20 protein-coding genes are annotated in these 16051 nt (G+C 49.1%); 2 read left to right on the top strand and 18 right to left on the bottom strand.

Features of this window, described 5'->3' with window-relative positions:
* Positions 1-295: 295 nt before the first annotated feature.
* Together JOE45_RS03020 and JOE45_RS03015 are read right to left on the bottom strand one after the other, a co-directional pair.
* Entirely contained in the window at positions 296-961 is a 666-nt protein-coding gene (locus tag JOE45_RS03020; RefSeq protein ID WP_210021596.1) for a hypothetical protein, read from the bottom strand.
* Positions 962-1164: 203 nt separating this feature from the next.
* Complete coding sequence (locus tag JOE45_RS03015; RefSeq protein ID WP_210021597.1) at positions 1165-1686, bottom strand: DUF2179 domain-containing protein; 522 nt, start codon at positions 1684-1686, stop codon at positions 1165-1167.
* Positions 1687-1927: 241 nt separating this feature from the next.
* On the opposite strand from JOE45_RS03015, the gene JOE45_RS03010 reads away from it, so the two are divergent.
* Positions 1928-2227 (top strand): DUF3817 domain-containing protein, encoded by a 300-nt coding sequence (locus tag JOE45_RS03010; protein ID WP_210021598.1) that lies wholly within the window; start codon positions 1928-1930, stop codon positions 2225-2227.
* 34 nt (positions 2228-2261) lie between these two features.
* Here JOE45_RS03010 and JOE45_RS03005 read toward each other — a convergent pair whose 3' ends face one another.
* From JOE45_RS03005 to JOE45_RS02995, 3 genes are all read right to left on the bottom strand, one after another.
* Positions 2262-2537: an HPr family phosphocarrier protein gene (locus tag JOE45_RS03005; protein WP_210021599.1), complete on the bottom strand. Its 276-nt coding sequence runs from the start codon at positions 2535-2537 to the stop codon at positions 2262-2264.
* A 102-nt stretch (positions 2538-2639) separates the two neighbouring features.
* On the bottom strand, positions 2640-3230 hold the full coding sequence (locus JOE45_RS03000; protein ID WP_210021600.1) for a hypothetical protein: 591 nt from the start codon (positions 3228-3230) through the stop codon (positions 2640-2642).
* Between the two features lie 106 nt (positions 3231-3336).
* The gene (locus JOE45_RS02995) at positions 3337-4599 is read right to left on the bottom strand and encodes a M48 family metallopeptidase (protein ID WP_210021601.1); all 1263 of its coding nucleotides are present in this window, start codon (positions 4597-4599) and stop codon (positions 3337-3339) included.
* A 194-nt stretch (positions 4600-4793) separates the two neighbouring features.
* Here JOE45_RS02995 and JOE45_RS02990 point away from each other — a divergent pair, with 194 nt between their 5' ends.
* Positions 4794-5114, top strand: coding sequence for a hypothetical protein (locus JOE45_RS02990; protein ID WP_210021602.1), 321 nt, complete (start codon positions 4794-4796; stop codon positions 5112-5114).
* Between the two features lie 116 nt (positions 5115-5230).
* Here the strand turns inward: JOE45_RS02990 and hrpB are convergent, their stop codons facing one another.
* The 13 genes from hrpB to pduL form a co-directional block, all read right to left on the bottom strand.
* A complete protein-coding gene (gene hrpB / locus JOE45_RS02985) occupies positions 5231-7735 on the bottom strand; it encodes an ATP-dependent helicase HrpB (RefSeq protein WP_210021603.1) in 2505 nt (834 codons plus the stop codon).
* 146 nt (positions 7736-7881) lie between these two features.
* Positions 7882-8418: a chromate transporter gene (locus JOE45_RS02980; RefSeq protein WP_210021604.1), complete on the bottom strand. Its 537-nt coding sequence runs from the start codon at positions 8416-8418 to the stop codon at positions 7882-7884.
* Positions 8419-8436: 18 nt separating this feature from the next.
* Positions 8437-9087, bottom strand: coding sequence for a chromate transporter (locus JOE45_RS02975; protein ID WP_348632469.1), 651 nt, complete (start codon positions 9085-9087; stop codon positions 8437-8439).
* 270 nt (positions 9088-9357) lie between these two features.
* Positions 9358-9780, bottom strand: a complete 423-nt coding sequence (locus JOE45_RS02970) for a YmaF family protein (RefSeq protein WP_210021606.1) — start codon at positions 9778-9780, stop codon at positions 9358-9360.
* Between the two features lie 205 nt (positions 9781-9985).
* Positions 9986-10186, bottom strand: a complete 201-nt coding sequence (locus tag JOE45_RS02965; RefSeq protein WP_210021607.1) for a YwbE family protein — start codon at positions 10184-10186, stop codon at positions 9986-9988.
* Between the two features lie 2 nt (positions 10187-10188).
* Entirely contained in the window at positions 10189-10374 is a 186-nt protein-coding gene (locus tag JOE45_RS02960) for a hypothetical protein (protein WP_210021608.1), read from the bottom strand.
* A gap of 160 nt (positions 10375-10534) precedes the next feature.
* Positions 10535-10879: a c-type cytochrome gene (locus JOE45_RS02955; protein WP_210021609.1), complete on the bottom strand. Its 345-nt coding sequence runs from the start codon at positions 10877-10879 to the stop codon at positions 10535-10537.
* A gap of 178 nt (positions 10880-11057) precedes the next feature.
* Positions 11058-11510 carry a nickel-responsive transcriptional regulator NikR gene (gene nikR, locus JOE45_RS02950; RefSeq protein ID WP_348632468.1) on the bottom strand — a complete coding sequence of 151 codons (453 nt, stop codon included), beginning with the start codon at positions 11508-11510 and terminating at the stop codon, positions 11058-11060.
* Positions 11511-11651: 141 nt separating this feature from the next.
* Positions 11652-11804: a hypothetical protein gene (locus JOE45_RS02945; protein ID WP_210021611.1), complete on the bottom strand. Its 153-nt coding sequence runs from the start codon at positions 11802-11804 to the stop codon at positions 11652-11654.
* A 63-nt stretch (positions 11805-11867) separates the two neighbouring features.
* Positions 11868-13220 (bottom strand): cytochrome P450, encoded by a 1353-nt coding sequence (locus JOE45_RS02940; protein WP_210021612.1) that lies wholly within the window; start codon positions 13218-13220, stop codon positions 11868-11870.
* Positions 13221-13357: 137 nt separating this feature from the next.
* Positions 13358-13801: a YlbF/YmcA family competence regulator gene (locus tag JOE45_RS02935; RefSeq protein WP_210021613.1), complete on the bottom strand. Its 444-nt coding sequence runs from the start codon at positions 13799-13801 to the stop codon at positions 13358-13360.
* A gap of 27 nt (positions 13802-13828) precedes the next feature.
* On the bottom strand, positions 13829-15304 hold the full coding sequence (gene miaB / locus JOE45_RS02930) for a tRNA (N6-isopentenyl adenosine(37)-C2)-methylthiotransferase MiaB (protein WP_210021614.1): 1476 nt from the start codon (positions 15302-15304) through the stop codon (positions 13829-13831).
* A gap of 96 nt (positions 15305-15400) precedes the next feature.
* Positions 15401-15970 (bottom strand): phosphate propanoyltransferase, encoded by a 570-nt coding sequence (gene pduL, locus JOE45_RS02925; RefSeq protein WP_210023445.1) that lies wholly within the window; start codon positions 15968-15970, stop codon positions 15401-15403.
* Between the last annotated feature and the right edge of the window lie 81 nt (positions 15971-16051).

The raw sequence follows: 16051 nt of genomic DNA, 5'->3' as shown, positions 1-16051 counted from the left end.
TCCATTTAAACATCTAGTACTTAACCGTAGAACCCCGTCACTGAATCAATTCGGCCAAGATTTGGAGGCCTATTTATATGTACCGGTGATGGATTGCGTCAATTCGATTACCATATGCGCGAATCCGCATGCAATACGAGATGATCCGGACAAGCATCGAGCAGATAGATTAACCGGTGCTAGCGGACCGGCCCTTGAAGCGGCTTACATCGTAACGATTCCATTGCCGGATGGCTCAAAGACAAGAACATCCGGCGAATGCTGGAATGCGTACATTACTTTGTAAACAGACCCATTAGTCTTCCTCAAACTCTTTAACATAAGACAGCCTCATCAGATCAATAAAGGAAAACAATAAGAGGACGGCGGAGCTGTAGAACAAATAAGCACTCTGTGTGGACATCGATATAATGGAGACGGAAATCACCAGCCCAATAACGACCATGGACCATAAAATACGTTTATTCACACCTTTGAGCTTCACATCGGCCCGGGGATGATTCGGGACGAAGGAAAAACCAAATCTGAAACTCTTCATCAGCCGTATGAGGGCGGCGCAGATGATTACCGAGACGATTTGAACTCGGTGAGCCCCATCGCTTGTTCCTGACTGCGAATCGGAAAACGAGAACATCCCGAGCTGGTTAGCCGCCAGTATAATGACACTTTGAAGCAAGGCATACAAAATCGATCCAGACATCACCATGAGGGCCGAATAAAACCATCGTACCCCGAACATGTAGTGAACATACAGAAACATTAAACTCCACTGAACAGGGATATCGAGCCTGGGAAGCTGAAACTTAACCCTCATAATGTAAGAAAGAGTGGAAAGCATGAGACTGAATAGACCGATCATGATATAATCAGGCTTATGCTTATATCGGTGCATGGTCATCGTGAGAAAAAATACAGTGCACGTTTCCAGTGTCGACAGAATGATAGAGATGACAAAATCCAATTGTCCTCCCTCCTTACCTAAATAAACGGAATGTCTTCCATTCTACCACAATTACTCTTTTATGGAATGCTTTGTTAGCCGTTTATTTACTTCATTCACTTCGATGTCTTCATGATTGCCCAAACATACTACTTCGAAATAACGCATAAAAAAACAGACCCTTCAAAGGGTCTGCCGATATTTATCCATGAAGTTCGAAACGGTTACCGTTTCAGAACTTTTGTCCAAAAGCCTCCGTGGAATGTCCTTGGTTCATAAGAAATAACGAACGCTTTGGGGGCGATTTGTTGAATGAGCTTCATCAGATTTTTCTCCTGATTCCGTTTGGTGAGCACCTGCATGACCAACCGCGGGCCGTCACGTCCTTCCGCCAGCCAGCTCGTCACCCCGTAACCCTTCTCCCTCAGCGTGATCGGAAGGGAGTTGGCTTCGTGATCAACGACAATCTGCAGCGTAGTGTACCCAAGCGCCAACCATTCTTCAATCTTAATGCCAAGCCACACTCCAGCACCCCAACCAAGACAATATGCGACCAAATTGATCGGTTCATCGATATTGTTCAGCACAATATTTAACGCCATTAAATAGATAAACACTTCCGCCATGCTGATCAAAGTAGCCAAGACTCTTCTTGCTTTCATAACAAGAATAATACGGATCGTAAAAAGAGATACATACACAACATTCATCAGCACAATGGTGATCACGACTTCGAGTCCGTTCATGCGGCAAGCCTCCTTTCCTGTCGCCTGATGTACGGAAAACTGATGGAGTTCTCGTCCAGTACAGACTCTCCCATTGTGAATTAATATGGTTGAAATTTCAACCCTGCTTAACTAGTAATTCTTACCCTGCTTTCACGCGAAATAAACAAACTAATTGAACATATTCCGAACAAATGAGTTAATTCATAGATCAGGCCTGATAATGGTATATAATGAGATTTGAATAGGAGGTGTATCATATATGACATTGAAAACGCCTTTAGGGCGCCTTCGTCTCATCGCTTTGTATGAAGGAATATCTTATCTAGTGCTTCTCTTAATCGCGATGCCGCTCAAATATTTCGCCGATCTTCCGATGGCTGTGAGCATCGTAGGGGCATTGCACGGCCTGCTTTTTGTTCTTTTTCTCATCGCGGTTGCCCATGTGATGTTCGTTCACCGATGGTCGGTATTACGAGGGATCGGCGCTTTGATCGCATCGCTCGTACCGTTTGGCACATTTGTGCTCGATGTGCAATTAAAGCGGGATCAGCTTCGGTAACTCCACCCCCCCATTCCCGCGGGTCCATCTTTTGTTATCCTTGTTCGCGCGGCGCATCTTGTTTCTCCAATAAGAGGATAAGATGCTCCAACGCTTCAAGCTCGTCTTTTCCTTTCGTTTGAACCGTCAGTTTCGTACCTCTGCGAATGGGAAGCAGCAGCATGCCCAACACGCTTTTGGCATCCAATTGAAGGTTCAGGTTTTCATATTTGAACATGACATCCGAACTGAACAGGCTGGCTTGATGGGATATCATCTGCAGCTCCTGCGCCTCCAGATCTCTACGAACAGTTATTTCACATACTTTCATCTGCTGCACCAGTCCTCTCGTTTATAAATTTACTTTATCATAATTTATCCCGTAAGCGTTTGCAAGAATCTTTTTACAGGTCCAGAAGACCCGTTAATTGATCTAAACTGCATTTATTTTTTCCAGCAGCCATAATCCGATACAGTCCGTCGTCTTGTCCAGATTGGATTTTCCATCCTCCGAAACAAAAGGATCGTTTCGTCTGAAATAATCCGCATGTCCTCCGATCAAAGAGAGGGAAACACGGTAAGCAGGCGCATACTTTTCGGAATTCCAGCGCCAGCCCCGGCCTGCTTTTTCCCAGCCTCCCCAACTGCCCATACGCGTAACCGGGTCCGTCCGTCGGCCATGCTCTCCGAACCTGATGTATAGCGCTTGCGTCCGATCTTCAGGAATGAGTGCACACTTGGGAGAGCCGATTTGAACGATATAGTGCCTTGGGTCATGAACGTTATCCTGCAGCAGAATGCGCGACGCATGCGCGGCCGCCACGCCTCCCCCACTGTGACCGATAAAGACGCGAATGACGCCGGATGCCGCAAAACCGTTACTGAGCCCTGCCGCTGCTCTACGGCCTCCTATGGAACGAGAGTAACGGTTGGGACCAAGCCCAGTATCATGGATAATCTCAACGATTTGGGCGGCCGTCTTACGATTCCAATCCCCGTAAGGAAACAGGAGCTGCGAGTTCACGTCCCAACCCTCCTGCATCATCCGCCGGCTAAGCTCACAACAGAAGTCTTCCAAGAAATTCGGTGAGGTAGCCATCCCGCTCATGCAATAGAGCTCCAGCTTGCTACTAGGATTGCTTATCATTCTGAACACCCGCAATACGTTCCATCAAGCTCGGATGGGTTGACCGGAACAGCTTTACCAGCAGCGGCGGATTCATTTCGCTAAGAGAAGATATGGCGAGCTTCTGGTACATCGTCACCGCTCCTTCTGTGTTGCCAATGAGACGAATCGCATAATCATCGGCTGACCGCTCCGCTTGTCTGGATACAAAATTGGCCGCGGGAGTGAACGCAAAGTTAAGTAGAGAGATGATAAGCAAAAGAACCGGAAGCGAGGCCACATCACCTGCTTTACGAATGCCCCATGCCGGACCCCACCGTCGAAGGACCGCTTTATAGAGCTTACTGCCGAACCAAAGCAGGAAGAATGAGGAGGCGACTGCGCCAAAGGCGCTCCATTCCAAATGACGCATGACATAATGCCCCATCTCATGAGCCATGATCAGCAAAGTCTCATTCTCATCAAGCTTCTGAAGCGTCGTATCCCACAGAACGATCCGCAAACTGGTGCCGATGCCATTGACATAAGCGTTCAGCGCATTCGTCTTTTCCGACACATTCACCTCATACACCCGGTCTGCTGGAATATCGGCTTTGTCCGCCAGAGCCAATATTCGCTGCTCAAGCTGCGGGTTCGAAAGACGGGAAAACTCGTTATACAACGGATCGATGACGACAGGCTGAATATACATCATAATCAGGATGAAAGGAACGGATACTACCCACAGCCTCAGCCACCAGCGGCCCCCGCGGCGAATGAACCAGAAGGCTACAGATGAGACAATCGTCAGTATCACCAAATCGATCGCAAATGTTACCGCATGGTCCCTGATCCAACTCCAGACCGGTTGAGTCGATATGCCATAGTGACGGGCCAGAGCGTAACTGATCAATCGAAGCGGCAGCAAAGCGGCATAAGATACAAGGCTCAGCAGCAGCACGAAAACGGGAAAACGGACGAAGCCCGACCATGAGGCTTGCGCCAGTTTATCCTGCCACCGTCCCGCGGTTCCAGTGAACAACAGCACGAGATAAATCGCCCATTCCCAGGGATAACGAACGAAAAAGATCCAGTTGCGCAGCGCGGAATAAATCACACTCTGCTGCAGCTGCGTATCCGTCAAGAACGTGGCAGGATCAGCCGCAGTTCCTTTGAAGAAATCCGGGATCGGATCAATGGAGGCAAGCCATAAATACAAACCTATCGCAACGGCATACAGTGCGAACAACCCAAAAAATATAGTCAACAACTTGGATTTAGATCCCATGACGTCTCCTCTTATCCATAATTATCCTAATTATATCGCTCTCTGAAGGAAAAGCCTAATCCCGAGGAAACATTAATGCAAAGATTTTGCCCGACCAAGGTCTAGTCGAACCAACCACCCTCAGACGGTTTTCACCAAGCCCTGAATCCTTTACAATAAAAGCATAGACAACCTAAAAGGACTGGTGAACGACTATGAAATGGAACGTAAAAAGTGTGAGCGGTGCCGTTATGATCGTAATCGGGGTTTGGGGTTTAATTTCCTGGGGCGGACTGGCCGGATTATTCTCTTACTTGATTGCTCTGGTGATGCTCCGGTTTGGCTATAAGCTGTGGGTTGAGGCGGACTCGACATTGAAGAAAATATGCAGCGGGCTGGTGATCGCCGCCGGAGTCGGGCTGATGCTGTATTGGCTCCCGATGCTGCTCAATATGGTGATCGCCGCCGCATTAATCTATTTCGGCTGGAGGCTTCTCCGAAGTGGTCAATCGCATTCCAACATATATCGCTATTAAAGCAGGAAAGAGCCGCTCCGTGAAAATCGGAGCGGCTCTTTGTGCATTTCGTACCGAATAATGTAAAACTTAAAGGGTCTTTGATGAGCATAGGCTTTCGTACATACAAATGTATATCAGGCTTGGCTGCGCGGCTTAGCACGATGAGTCGGTTCGGCGACGAGTGGATCATCCGGCCAATAGTGCTTAGGATACCTGCCTTTCAAATCTTTCTTTATCTCAAAATAAGCCTCACGCCAAAAGCTGGCCAAGTCTCTCGTCACTTGCACCGGACGCTGCGCTGGAGACAGCAGGTGAAGTACGAGCGGCACCTTGCCTCCTGCGATACGCGGCGTCTCCCGAAGCCCAAAAAGTTCCTGCAGGCGTACAGCAAGCACCGGGGCATCGGGGTCGCTATAATCGACGGGTATGCGTGATCCGCTAGGCACCACAATATGCGTTGGCACACCCTCCTCCAATGCTTGTCGCCGCGACCACGACAGCATGGATTCAAGCGCTTCTGTTAGTTTCAACCGCTGGAGATCGTCGCGGCTCCTCATCCCATACACATGCGGAGCAAGCCATAAGTGCAGCGTAGAAATTAGCCCGGCGTCCGATACATCTGGCCACTCGGGAGCATACCGATGCATGTAACGCATACGCTGCCGGAGCTGCTTGGAGGCTTTACTCCATGGAAGAATAGTTAAGCCTTCTTCTGTTATTCCAGCAAGCAGTGTCTGCAGTACCTCATCCAGATCCGGGTTCGACATAGGCGTATCCCGCAGAACAAGCGAGCCGAGCCGCTCACGCCGCCTAGCCCTAACGGCTTGAGACCCGCGGTCCCAGCTGACGACGTCTTCTGTTACGATGCGCTCTGCATTATGCCTGTATAATTGTTCCGCATCCAACGGAGCTGCCAATTGAATTCGGCTCTCTGCTCCTTGGTCATCGAGCTCGGCCGCAACCAAATATGGGGCATAAGCTAAAGACTGCAGTTGTCCGAAGGCCGCCCCCCGTCCGCTGCTCAGTACATACCGTCCGCCGCCTCTGCTTTGTGCGATTCGATCGGGGTAAGCATAAGCGAGCAGCCATCCGCAGGAATCAATGTCCTCCACCTTCTCTTGAATCTGCGGTATTCTCAGTGACTGCTTCCATTGCTTCGCTTCCGTCCTCACGCGTTGCCTGATAGAGGAATCCGCCGAATAACCGACCGGAAGCTCATCTGGGTGAAGCAAAGCTTCCACACGCAGCCTAAGGTCTGATTCGGGGGCTCCGCCAGCAAAGCGAAGCATATCCCGCTCGCTCAACAGCGCTGCCAGATCGCATGCCAGCCCCCCGCAGCCCAGAGGCAGCGCTTGAAGCACCATATGCGCTAACCGGGGCGTCATCCCGAGCTCAGCCATGCGGCGCCCATGAGCGGTAATGGCTCCTGCTGTATCAAGTGCCCCAAGCTGCATGAGCAGCTCCCGGCCCTGCGAATATGCTGCAGCCGGAGGCGGATTCAGCCAGGCCAGCTTGACCGGATCGGTCACGCCCCAAGCGGCAAGCTCAAGTGCCAGCGGTGCCAGATCCGCTTCTAAGATCTCCGGCGTCGAATAGGGTGCAAGATTCCTCTCTTCCTGCTCTGTCCAAAGCCGGAAGCACAGACCGGGCGCCAAACGTCCGGCCCGGCCTCGCCGTTGATCCGCCGAAGCGCGAGATACGGGGACGGTCTCCAGCCGGGTCATCCCTGTTCTCGGCGAGAATCGCGGCACCCTCATTAGCCCGCTATCTACAACAATCCGTACCCCTTCGACTGTAAGACTGGATTCGGCGATGGATGTCGCCAGTACAATCTTGCGTTCGCCTGTGGCGCTTGGCCCGACCGCCCGATCCTGCGCTTCCTGCGGCATTTGACCATACAGCGGCGCCACCCGGACGTTAGCCCCCAAGCTCGAGCCGGCAAGCAACCCTTCCACACGCCGAATCTCCCCGGCACCCGGCAGAAAGACCAGAATATCTCCTTCCCCTGCCGACAGCGCATCGATGATTTGCCTTACCACCAATGGTTCAATACGTCCTTCCGGCGGTCGGCTCAAATATCGTGTCTCCACGGGAAAGCTGCGGCCTTCACTTACTACCACTGGAGCATCGTTCAGCAGCCCAGCAACTGGTGAGGCATCCAATGTGGCGGACATGACCAACAATCGTAAATCCTCCCGAAGAACAGCTTGGGCCTCCAGACATAGCGCAAGTCCCAGATCCGCCTGGAGACTGCGTTCATGATACTCATCAAAAATAACGAGCCCCACATCCTCGAGTGCCGGATCGCATTGCAGCAACCGGGTCAGTACCCCTTCGGTCATCACTTCGATCCGGGTTTTTGCGCTGACTTTCGTATCCGAGCGCACCCGGTAACCTACAGTCTCCCCGACCTGTTCGCCGAGCAACGCAGCCATAAAGCGTGCGGCAGCCCTTGCAGCCAAACGTCGGGGCTCCAGCATAACGATCTTCCGATCCTCCAGCCACGGCTCGGAAAACAGCTCAAGCGGAACACGGGTCGTTTTCCCTGCTCCCGGCGCTGCAATCAGTACCGCGTTGTTATGCGTTCTGAGCTTGTCCTTTAATTCCGGCAGGACAGATTCAACAGGAAGCTTCAACAATGAACATCACTCCGATTTCCAACAATTCATCCTTCATTGTACCATATGCGGGAACAAGAAAACCTTCTTATTGATGTCCTCTGAGAATCTGTTCCCAGCCTTAGCAAAAGAAATAAAGCCCCGAACTGCCGGGGCTTGTGTCAGGTTTAATGAAAGAAAGCAATACCGAGAAGGCCGGACATAGCGATTACAGCGAGCGGGTGCACCCGGTATTTCAGCAGCGCGACGATACATAGCGCAATGATGATCAAAGTGCCGGCCGTATGCCAGGAAAGCAGACCAAAACCCCCGTTCGGTATTCCGAAATGAATCGCTGCATATACGATCATCCCCGTCACTACAGGCTTTAACCCATAGAACGTCGCTTGTACCCAATTCGCCTTTTGTACTTTATAATAAAAGGCCGAAATCACGATGATCAGGATTAGCGAAGGCAGCACCATTCCTAAAGTAGAAAGCACCGCTCCGCCGATACCTGCCGTTTTATAGCCTATTAAAGTCGCAATATTCGTAACAATAGGCCCTGGTGACATCCCCGCAAGGGCAACCAGGTCATTAAACTCCTGTTGGGAGATCCAGCCATGCTGCAGCACCTCATGACGAATAACCGGAATCATGGCGTAGCCCCCGCCGAACGACACGAACCCAATTTGCAAGAAAACAAAAAACAAGCTCATCAGCATATGGAACACCCCGAATCATCAAATCCCGTCAGCTATATAATAGTCTGAATATTTATAGCTCGTAGATGTCGTAGCTGCTGCAAGCTCGTTATTGAAGCTCACAACAACCCCAAGTTTATTTTTTATAAGAATAAGCAAATGCCCGATAACCAATCCGACAACAATGAGTGCAATAGGGGAAAAATGAAACACCAGAAGCAGCACAACCGTACTCGCTGCCGTGGCCAATGTCGTTCGATCCACCACGGATGTTTTGCCCATGTTGTAGGCCGATATAAGAATGAGCGCTGCAATCGCGCCTTGAATGCCTTGAAACGCCGCAGTGACTTTCGGATGGCCAACAACTTGACTGAAGCCGAGGCTCAGTAAGAACACAATGACGAATGTCGGCAGTGTAATCCCGGCTACCGCCGCCGCCGCACCTGGAATTCCCGCCAATCGATACCCGATGAATGAGGCAGCATTGACCCCGATTCCTCCCGGTGCCGATCCGGCTACAGACAAAACCCCGCTCATCTCATCGTGTGTAATCCACTGCTGCTTATCCACTACTTCCCTCTCAATGGCAGGAATCATCGCGTATCCGCCGCCGAAGGTGACAGGGCCGATTTTAAAAAATGTCCAAAAAATGCTCGCCCATTGCTTAAATGAATTTTTCCGGCTTTTCACGTGACTCCCCCCGTTTCCTATAATATTACTTCTATTATACCTGACTTTATTCCATTTTGAAATAATGATTTTGACCATTTTTGTATGAATCCCAATAATACACTCTTTTTCTCTATTATCTTTCAATAAAAATAATTTTCAATCTGTTAAATATACAAGTTTTATTCACAATGGATTAATGTTGGTAAAACAGATCAGAATACACTGAATTCATAAGAAACAGAAAAAGACCCGGCTCCAATGGGCGAGTCTTTGATTCCATGTGTTATTCTACCAATCCGGCGGCTCATAGCCGAGACCACTCCCGGTAGATCCCCAAAACCTATGGGTATGCCGCTTCAGCCGTGTCACCGTGACATAAAAGCCCCCCTTAAACTCGAACGGCTCATCATCGACCACTCCGTCAATGACGTGATAATGCGAACCATCCGGCAATGGGATCGCGGGACCCGTCGTACTTAGAAAACGGTGAAAGTGTCCGGCAGCCATAGCGGTATGACCTTGATATGTGTGTACATGCCGATCCGTTGCGCTGCCGTTAACCGGATACGTGAATAATTCAATAAGATGCGTATGACCCATTTCAGGTACAGACCAGTTACGGAACATATGCGCATGAGAAGGCGGCCTTGCCGGGAAGAAAGGCACCGAAGCGCAAGGATACGACGCAAAAGCGTCTGGTTCTTTGCTCATTTGCTCTTCTTGCCTGCAATCCAGAAAGCTAGAATCACCAGAGGAATTAAAATAAACCATGGAATGTTAATCGTGCTTTGTGTGATCCATGCAAAAACAAAAACGACAACCATCTACCGAACGTTTCCATCAGCGAATCCCACCTGCCTCCCGTTACTTACGTTCCTTATGACGTCATTGTACGCGGGAAGAATGCAAACTATATCTATTTAGGCTTAATGATTTGCTTGACTCGCCCGATTAGTCCGTTTCTAAGCCTCACCTTGATGCCATGAGGATGTGTCGCTGAGTTTGTGAGCAGATCCTTCACGATACCGCGAGTGAGCCTGCCGGTTCGCTGATCCTGCTTCAGAACAATATCCACTTCCACACCGGGCGCAATGTCTTTACGATTCCGTCCGTCCATGTTTATTGAGCCTCTGGCAGAACAAGCCAGCCTTTAAAAATGGCATAATAAAAGATGGCCGCGCTGATCAATCCAAGAACGGTGAAAATGTATCCATTGGTTGTTCTTTTCTGAAAAAACAAAACAAAGGCTGCGCTAAAAAACGAACCCATAACAATCAAGCACAGTAGTAGAATAATAGTAGCCATGTTGCTGATAGACCCCTTTCGGTTACGTATAGCTAATTGATGCTTTTGTCTATCAAAATACCACAAAACGACAAGAAAAAACACTCCGTCCCATGATATTCGATGACAAATTTATGAAGAAGGAGAGGACGTTCTGCAAACGTCCTCTCCTTCTCACGCCCTACTTCTTAGTCGACAGCCACTCAGCCAGTGCAGCGATCTCGTTATCTTCCAGCGTATTTTTATATGCCGGCATCCCAGCGCCGCCGTTCTCGATTTTAGCCACGATTTGATCCTTACTCAGCCTGGCTCCGACTTTCTGCAGATTCGGACCCGATCCCCCCGTCAGGTCGGCGCCATGACAGGTGACACAGTTGCTCCTGTATATCGCTTCCGCATTCACCGTACCTCCTCCATCAGCCGCTTGAGGCGGTTTGGCGGCCTCATCGCTGCTGCCTCCACCACAAGCCGTGAGACCCACAGCGATCGCCAAACCGATGGCAATGATCCCCCATTTTCGTTCCATATGAATACCTCCTTTGCCTATCTATCGGAGCATACGCACAGATGTCCGTCAGGACAAGCCAAACATACGCTGGGTTTAGTTTCTTCGGTTTATGGGTCGTCTTATACATTGAATTTCAATGTTGTCTTTCGCGCCATCATAGAATAAGGACCCGGCTAATAAAACCCGGGCCCTTATTCTATGTATGATGATGATTCTTCGAATCGTTTGTTCCATGCTCATCTACGTAAGTAACGGACAGCTCAGCGTACAATACACCTTTTTGTACTTGTATTTTTTGCTTAAGCTCTCTTAGCTCAGAAAGATTACCGCGGACAGCAATAATTTCAAGACATTGATCGTGGTTCAGATGGACATGCATCGTAGAAATAATATGATGATGATAATCATGCTGCAGTTCCATCAGATACAGCGGGAGATCTGTCATATGATGATCATATACCATCACGATCGTTCCCGCCACAAGCTGGTCTCCCGGCAAGCCTCCTGGCTCAAGCAGCACTCTTCTCACTAAATCCCGAATCGCCTCGGATCGGTTAGTGTAGCCTTGTTCAGTAATATACTGGTCAAACTGCTTGACCAGTTCTTCCGGCATGGACACGCCGAACCTGGTTAAGATGTCTTTCTCCACCGCCATTCACCTCATTCAATCACGCTTGTCGATATATTGTATCACAACTCCCCGACAAGATGAATTCCGAAGGTGTACTTCCTACTTTCGCCAAAAGACCCGTCAGCCTTCGAGCAGAATGGTCTAAGGGTCTCGTTTATTTTATTTCTCCACTTCATAATGCAGGTCATTCAGCTCTTCCAACAACTGCTGCTTCTCCGTATCTGTGAGTACGGAATGGGCATTGATTTCATCAATCAGTGCCTTCAGCTCAGCTTCATTTTGAGGATGTATCGTAAATTTGACGAGGTCCACTTCGCAAGCCTCCTTCTGTACCTTTTTTTGATGTAAAAGAAGGATGTCCGCTTTTCCCGCAAATTATGCTTTCCTTTCCGACACGACCATCTTAAGTCCGTACTTCGGCCTGAGCGTCACGAGAGGCTCCAGCTCCACAAGGCGGTGATCAGGCGCCATACGCAGTTGATAACGGGTTCCGATCGTTGCTAGAAGCAGCGTTGCTTCCATCAGAGCAAAATGATTCCCGATACACACCCGGGGGCCTCCACCAAACGGAAAATAGGCGAACGCAGGGATTTGCTTGAGCATATCTCCCGCAAAGCGTTCAGGCAAAAAACGTTCCGCCTGCTCATAATATTTCGGATTTCGATGCATCACAAATTGACTCATCATCAGCGTGTCCCCCGGCGTGTACGTGCGACCGCCAATCTCAACCTCCTCGTACACTTCACGGTTCACGGCCCATACGGCTGGATATATACGCATAGACTCCCAGACAATCTGCTGGGTATACTCCAGTCGATTCAAATCATCATGCGTGGGCTTGCGCCCGCCTAATACACGGTCCAGCTCCTCATGAAATTTCTTCTCCGTTTCCGGATGCTGAGACAGCAAATACCATGTCCAGGACAGCGTGTTCGCCGTCGTTTCATGACCTGCAAGGAAAATGGTCATCACCTCATCCCGTACCTGCTTATTGCTCATCCCCGTTCCTGTCTCTTCATCACGAGCATCAAGCAGCATGGATAGCAGATCTCCTCTGCCCGGTTCGGGATGCTTCCTTCGCTGGTCTATGATGCCGAAGATCACCTCATCCAGCGTTTTGGCCGCTTGCTTGAATTCCACGTTGCTTCGGGTTGGTATCATGTCGGGAATATCGAATATGGAAGACGCTTTATGGGTTACATATTTCATACCCACTTCTATGGCATGACCGATCTCTTCCACTCCGCTGGTGATACTTGTCCCAAACATGGTGTGCGTGATAATATCTAGCGTCAACTGCATCATATCGTCTGTAACGATACGCGTCTCACCAAGGCTCCAGCTCTGCAGCATTCGATCCGTATAGTCCACCATAACCTCCGCATAACGTCCAATTCGATCCTTGCGAAAGGAAGGCTGTAGCAACCTGCGCTGCAGCATATGCGCTTCGCCTTCGCTCGTGAGAATCCCTTCGCCCACAACCGCTTTGGCCGTTTGCAAGCCTTTCGCCTTGCGAAAGGCGTTCTGCTTTGTTACTAATACCTCTTTTATATACTCAGGATCGCTGATCAAATATACATGACGGGACGGTCCAAAACGAATATGCACCACATCTCCGTATTCCCGCTGCGCTTTAACGAGAAAACCTAGCGGATCCTTGCGAAACGCGAGCAAATTACCCGAGATCGGCAGCCCCTTGGGTCCTGGTATATTCACTGTACTGGACATCTCGCATTCCTCCTATTGGTTATCTCGATAGTATCCAATTTCAATCCCCATCATATACCAATTTCTGAAAATAAAAAGACCGACCTGCATCCCTCATCGGTTTGCACATCGGTCTTATGTTGAACTCACTATTAAAATTAATCACTGCAGGTGGAACTGGTAACCGTTCCTCGCTCAACCGTGATCGTCTCCGAGATCGTATCGCGAATCACTGTCATCACTAGCTGCAGCAGATAGTTGATGTCCTCCTGAGACTGCTTGAACTCACTTACGATTGGAATCGCATCAAGCTCCTCCTGAAGAGCTTCGATTTCTTTCTCAATCTTGTCCACCATTTTCTGATTCTGGAAGGACTCAAACGCTACGATTTCTTTTTGCTTCTTCTTAATCGCGCTAATCAGCGTCTGGATATGGTTGTTATTCGCAATCTGCTTCTCAGCTTTTTGAAAAAACTGAACCTCGTTCGAGGTAGACAAGAGACCTGCAAGCTCCTTCGCTTTCGCCATAATATCCTCACGGACAATTAAATCCTTGTTGTAGTACAATTCCATACCGCAATCCGTATATTTTTGCTCCGCCATACGCGTCACACGCCCCTAACCTTTAACTTATTGTACTACCGCTTCTTGTACCCAATCGCCTTTAATATAGAACGTCGGGGTATCTGTAATCTTCACATTCACAAACTTTCCGATTAACTCCTTCGGCCCTTCAAAATGCACAAGCTTGTTTGTACGCGAGCGTCCAGCCAATACGTCGGCATTGTTTTTACTTTCACCTTCGACCAATACTTCGACCGTTTGACCTTTTAGGCTCTCGTTGCTGGCCTTACTATATTCTTTAAGGACATCGTTTAGGCGGTATAAACGTTCTTTTTTCGTTTGAAGAGGAACGTTATCTTCCATATCCGCAGCCGGAGTACCATCCCTAGGAGAATAAATGAACGTATATGCGCTGTCGAATCCAACCTCACGCACTAGCGCAATCGTTTCTTCGAACTGTTCCTCGGTTTCACCGGGGAAACCTACGATAATGTCCGTCGACAAGATAACATCAGGAATTGCTTCCTTGATTTTGCTGACCAGCTCCAAATAATGCTCACGCGTATATTTGCGGCTCATCCGCTTTAAAATTTCGTTGCTCCCCGATTGGACCGGAAGATGAATGTGCTCCATCAGGTTGCCCTTCTTCGCCAGTACCTCGATCAGGTGGTCGTCAAAATCACGGGGATGCGATGTGGTGAACCTGACCCTCGGGATATCGATTTTACGGATATCATCCATCAGATCTCCGAAACGGTAATCGGAATCTTCAAAATCTTTGCCGTACGCGTTCACGTTCTGGCCGATCAGCATAATCTCCTTAAAGCCCTGCCGCGCCAAATCCCTCACTTCAGCAATAACGTCCTCCGGACGGCGGCTTCGTTCCTTTCCGCGCGTATAAGGCACGATACAGTACGTACAGAACTTGTCACAGCCGTACATGATGTTCACCCAAGCTTTGATTCCTTCACGCTTTTTGGGCAGGTTCTCGATGATATCGCCTTCCTTGGACCATACCTCAATAACCATTTCTTTACTGAACATAGCTTCTTTCACAAGAACTGGCAGCCGGTGAATGTTGTGTGTACCGAAAATCAGATCGACGAACGGATGCTTCTTCAGAATGCGGTTTACCACAGATTCCTCTTGAGACATACAGCCGCACACGCCGAGAATAAGCGACGGCTTCTCCGTCTTCAGATGCTTCAAGTGTCCGAGCTCACCGAAAACTTTATCCTCCGCATTCTCCCGTACGGCGCACGTATTAAGAAGAATGATGTCCGCTTGCCTACGATCTTCTGTCGTCTGATAGCCCATCTGCTCAAGCAAGCCCTTGATCGTCTCCGTATCATGCTCGTTCATTTGGCAGCCGTAGGTTTGGATCAAATAATACTTGTCCTTCCCGAGCTCACGCAGTTCCTCTGGAATGTTAAAATCGTAATGAACCTCAATATCTTCCTTCCCTCTTTTTTTGGCGTCCGTAAGAGAAGGAGGCTGAAAATATATCGAATAATCTTTCTCGGATTTTGGTTTTGTCGTCATGTACTTCATTTCCTCCTGAATTGCATTTTGCCGCGAAGATCATACCCTTTATTATATCACTAGTACGGCATGCATTTCAAAAGAATTCTCTATCTCCTACGATACTATGAAACCTACAACTCCGTTTTTCACACCCGCTGCATTGGCTTCGTCCGTATCGATATGCATGTCCAGAGCATATTGATCGGACACACGGGCCACAACCTGTTCGAAGGTAACCGCTCTTTCCCCTTCAACCCGGACGGTTAGCTTTTGTTTGTCTGATATACCCCACCTGGCAGCATCGTCTATATGAAAATGAATGTGCCTAGCCGCAACAATAACGCCTTCCTCCAGCTCGACCTCACCGGCGGGTCCCACGACTCTGATTCCCGGCGTCCCCTGAATATGACCCGATTCCCTTACAGGCGGGTCAATTCCCAATGTGAACGCATCAGTTCTCGATATTTCCAACTGCGATTGACTGCGGGCCGGGCCAAGAATACGGACCTTTTCGAACTGACCTTTGGAGGCAATGACGGTCACCGTTTCTTTTGCTGCGAACTGCCCTGGCTGCGATAGCTCTTTCAACACTTGTAATTGATAATCCGGTCCGAATAAGATCCGGATGTGCTCCTTCGATAAATGAATATGTCTTGCGGATACACCGATCGGTACCTGCTTCATAGCCACACGCTCCTTTTTCTTCCACATACACTTCTCTTCACATTATACCCAACCCATATGAAAAAAGCATACGGCTGTCGC

Source organism: Paenibacillus sp. PvR098, assembly GCF_017833255.1.
In the GTDB taxonomy this organism is placed as follows: domain Bacteria; phylum Bacillota; class Bacilli; order Paenibacillales; family NBRC-103111; genus Paenibacillus_G.
The sequence above is the reverse complement of the archived record's forward strand: the minus strand, read 5'-3'. Positions and strand labels throughout refer to the sequence as shown.

What these genes read in the sequence shown, in the direction of transcription:
- JOE45_RS03015 (WP_210021597.1), bottom strand. Translation starts at nt 1,686, where the DNA reads ATGAACGGACTCGAAGTCGTGATCACCATTGTGCTGATGAATGTTGTG.
- JOE45_RS03010 (WP_210021598.1), top strand. Translation starts at nt 1,928, where the DNA reads ATGACATTGAAAACGCCTTTAGGGCGCCTTCGTCTCATCGCTTTGTAT.
- JOE45_RS03005 (WP_210021599.1), bottom strand. Translation starts at nt 2,537, where the DNA reads ATGAAAGTATGTGAAATAACTGTTCGTAGAGATCTGGAGGCGCAGGAG.
- JOE45_RS02995 (WP_210021601.1), bottom strand. Translation starts at nt 4,599, where the DNA reads ATGGGATCTAAATCCAAGTTGTTGACTATATTTTTTGGGTTGTTCGCA.
- JOE45_RS02990 (WP_210021602.1), top strand. Translation starts at nt 4,794, where the DNA reads ATGAAATGGAACGTAAAAAGTGTGAGCGGTGCCGTTATGATCGTAATC.
- JOE45_RS02980 (WP_210021604.1), bottom strand. Translation starts at nt 8,418, where the DNA reads ATGCTGATGAGCTTGTTTTTTGTTTTCTTGCAAATTGGGTTCGTGTCG.
- JOE45_RS02970 (WP_210021606.1), bottom strand. Translation starts at nt 9,780, where the DNA reads ATGAGCAAAGAACCAGACGCTTTTGCGTCGTATCCTTGCGCTTCGGTG.
- JOE45_RS02965 (WP_210021607.1), bottom strand. Translation starts at nt 10,186, where the DNA reads ATGGACGGACGGAATCGTAAAGACATTGCGCCCGGTGTGGAAGTGGAT.
- JOE45_RS02960 (WP_210021608.1), bottom strand. Translation starts at nt 10,374, where the DNA reads ATGGCTACTATTATTCTACTACTGTGCTTGATTGTTATGGGTTCGTTT.
- JOE45_RS02955 (WP_210021609.1), bottom strand. Translation starts at nt 10,879, where the DNA reads ATGGAACGAAAATGGGGGATCATTGCCATCGGTTTGGCGATCGCTGTG.
- JOE45_RS02940 (WP_210021612.1), bottom strand. Translation starts at nt 13,220, where the DNA reads ATGTCCAGTACAGTGAATATACCAGGACCCAAGGGGCTGCCGATCTCG.
- JOE45_RS02935 (WP_210021613.1), bottom strand. Translation starts at nt 13,801, where the DNA reads ATGGCGGAGCAAAAATATACGGATTGCGGTATGGAATTGTACTACAAC.
- miaB (WP_210021614.1), bottom strand. Translation starts at nt 15,304, where the DNA reads ATGACGACAAAACCAAAATCCGAGAAAGATTATTCGATATATTTTCAG.
- pduL (WP_210023445.1), bottom strand. Translation starts at nt 15,970, where the DNA reads ATGAAGCAGGTACCGATCGGTGTATCCGCAAGACATATTCATTTATCG.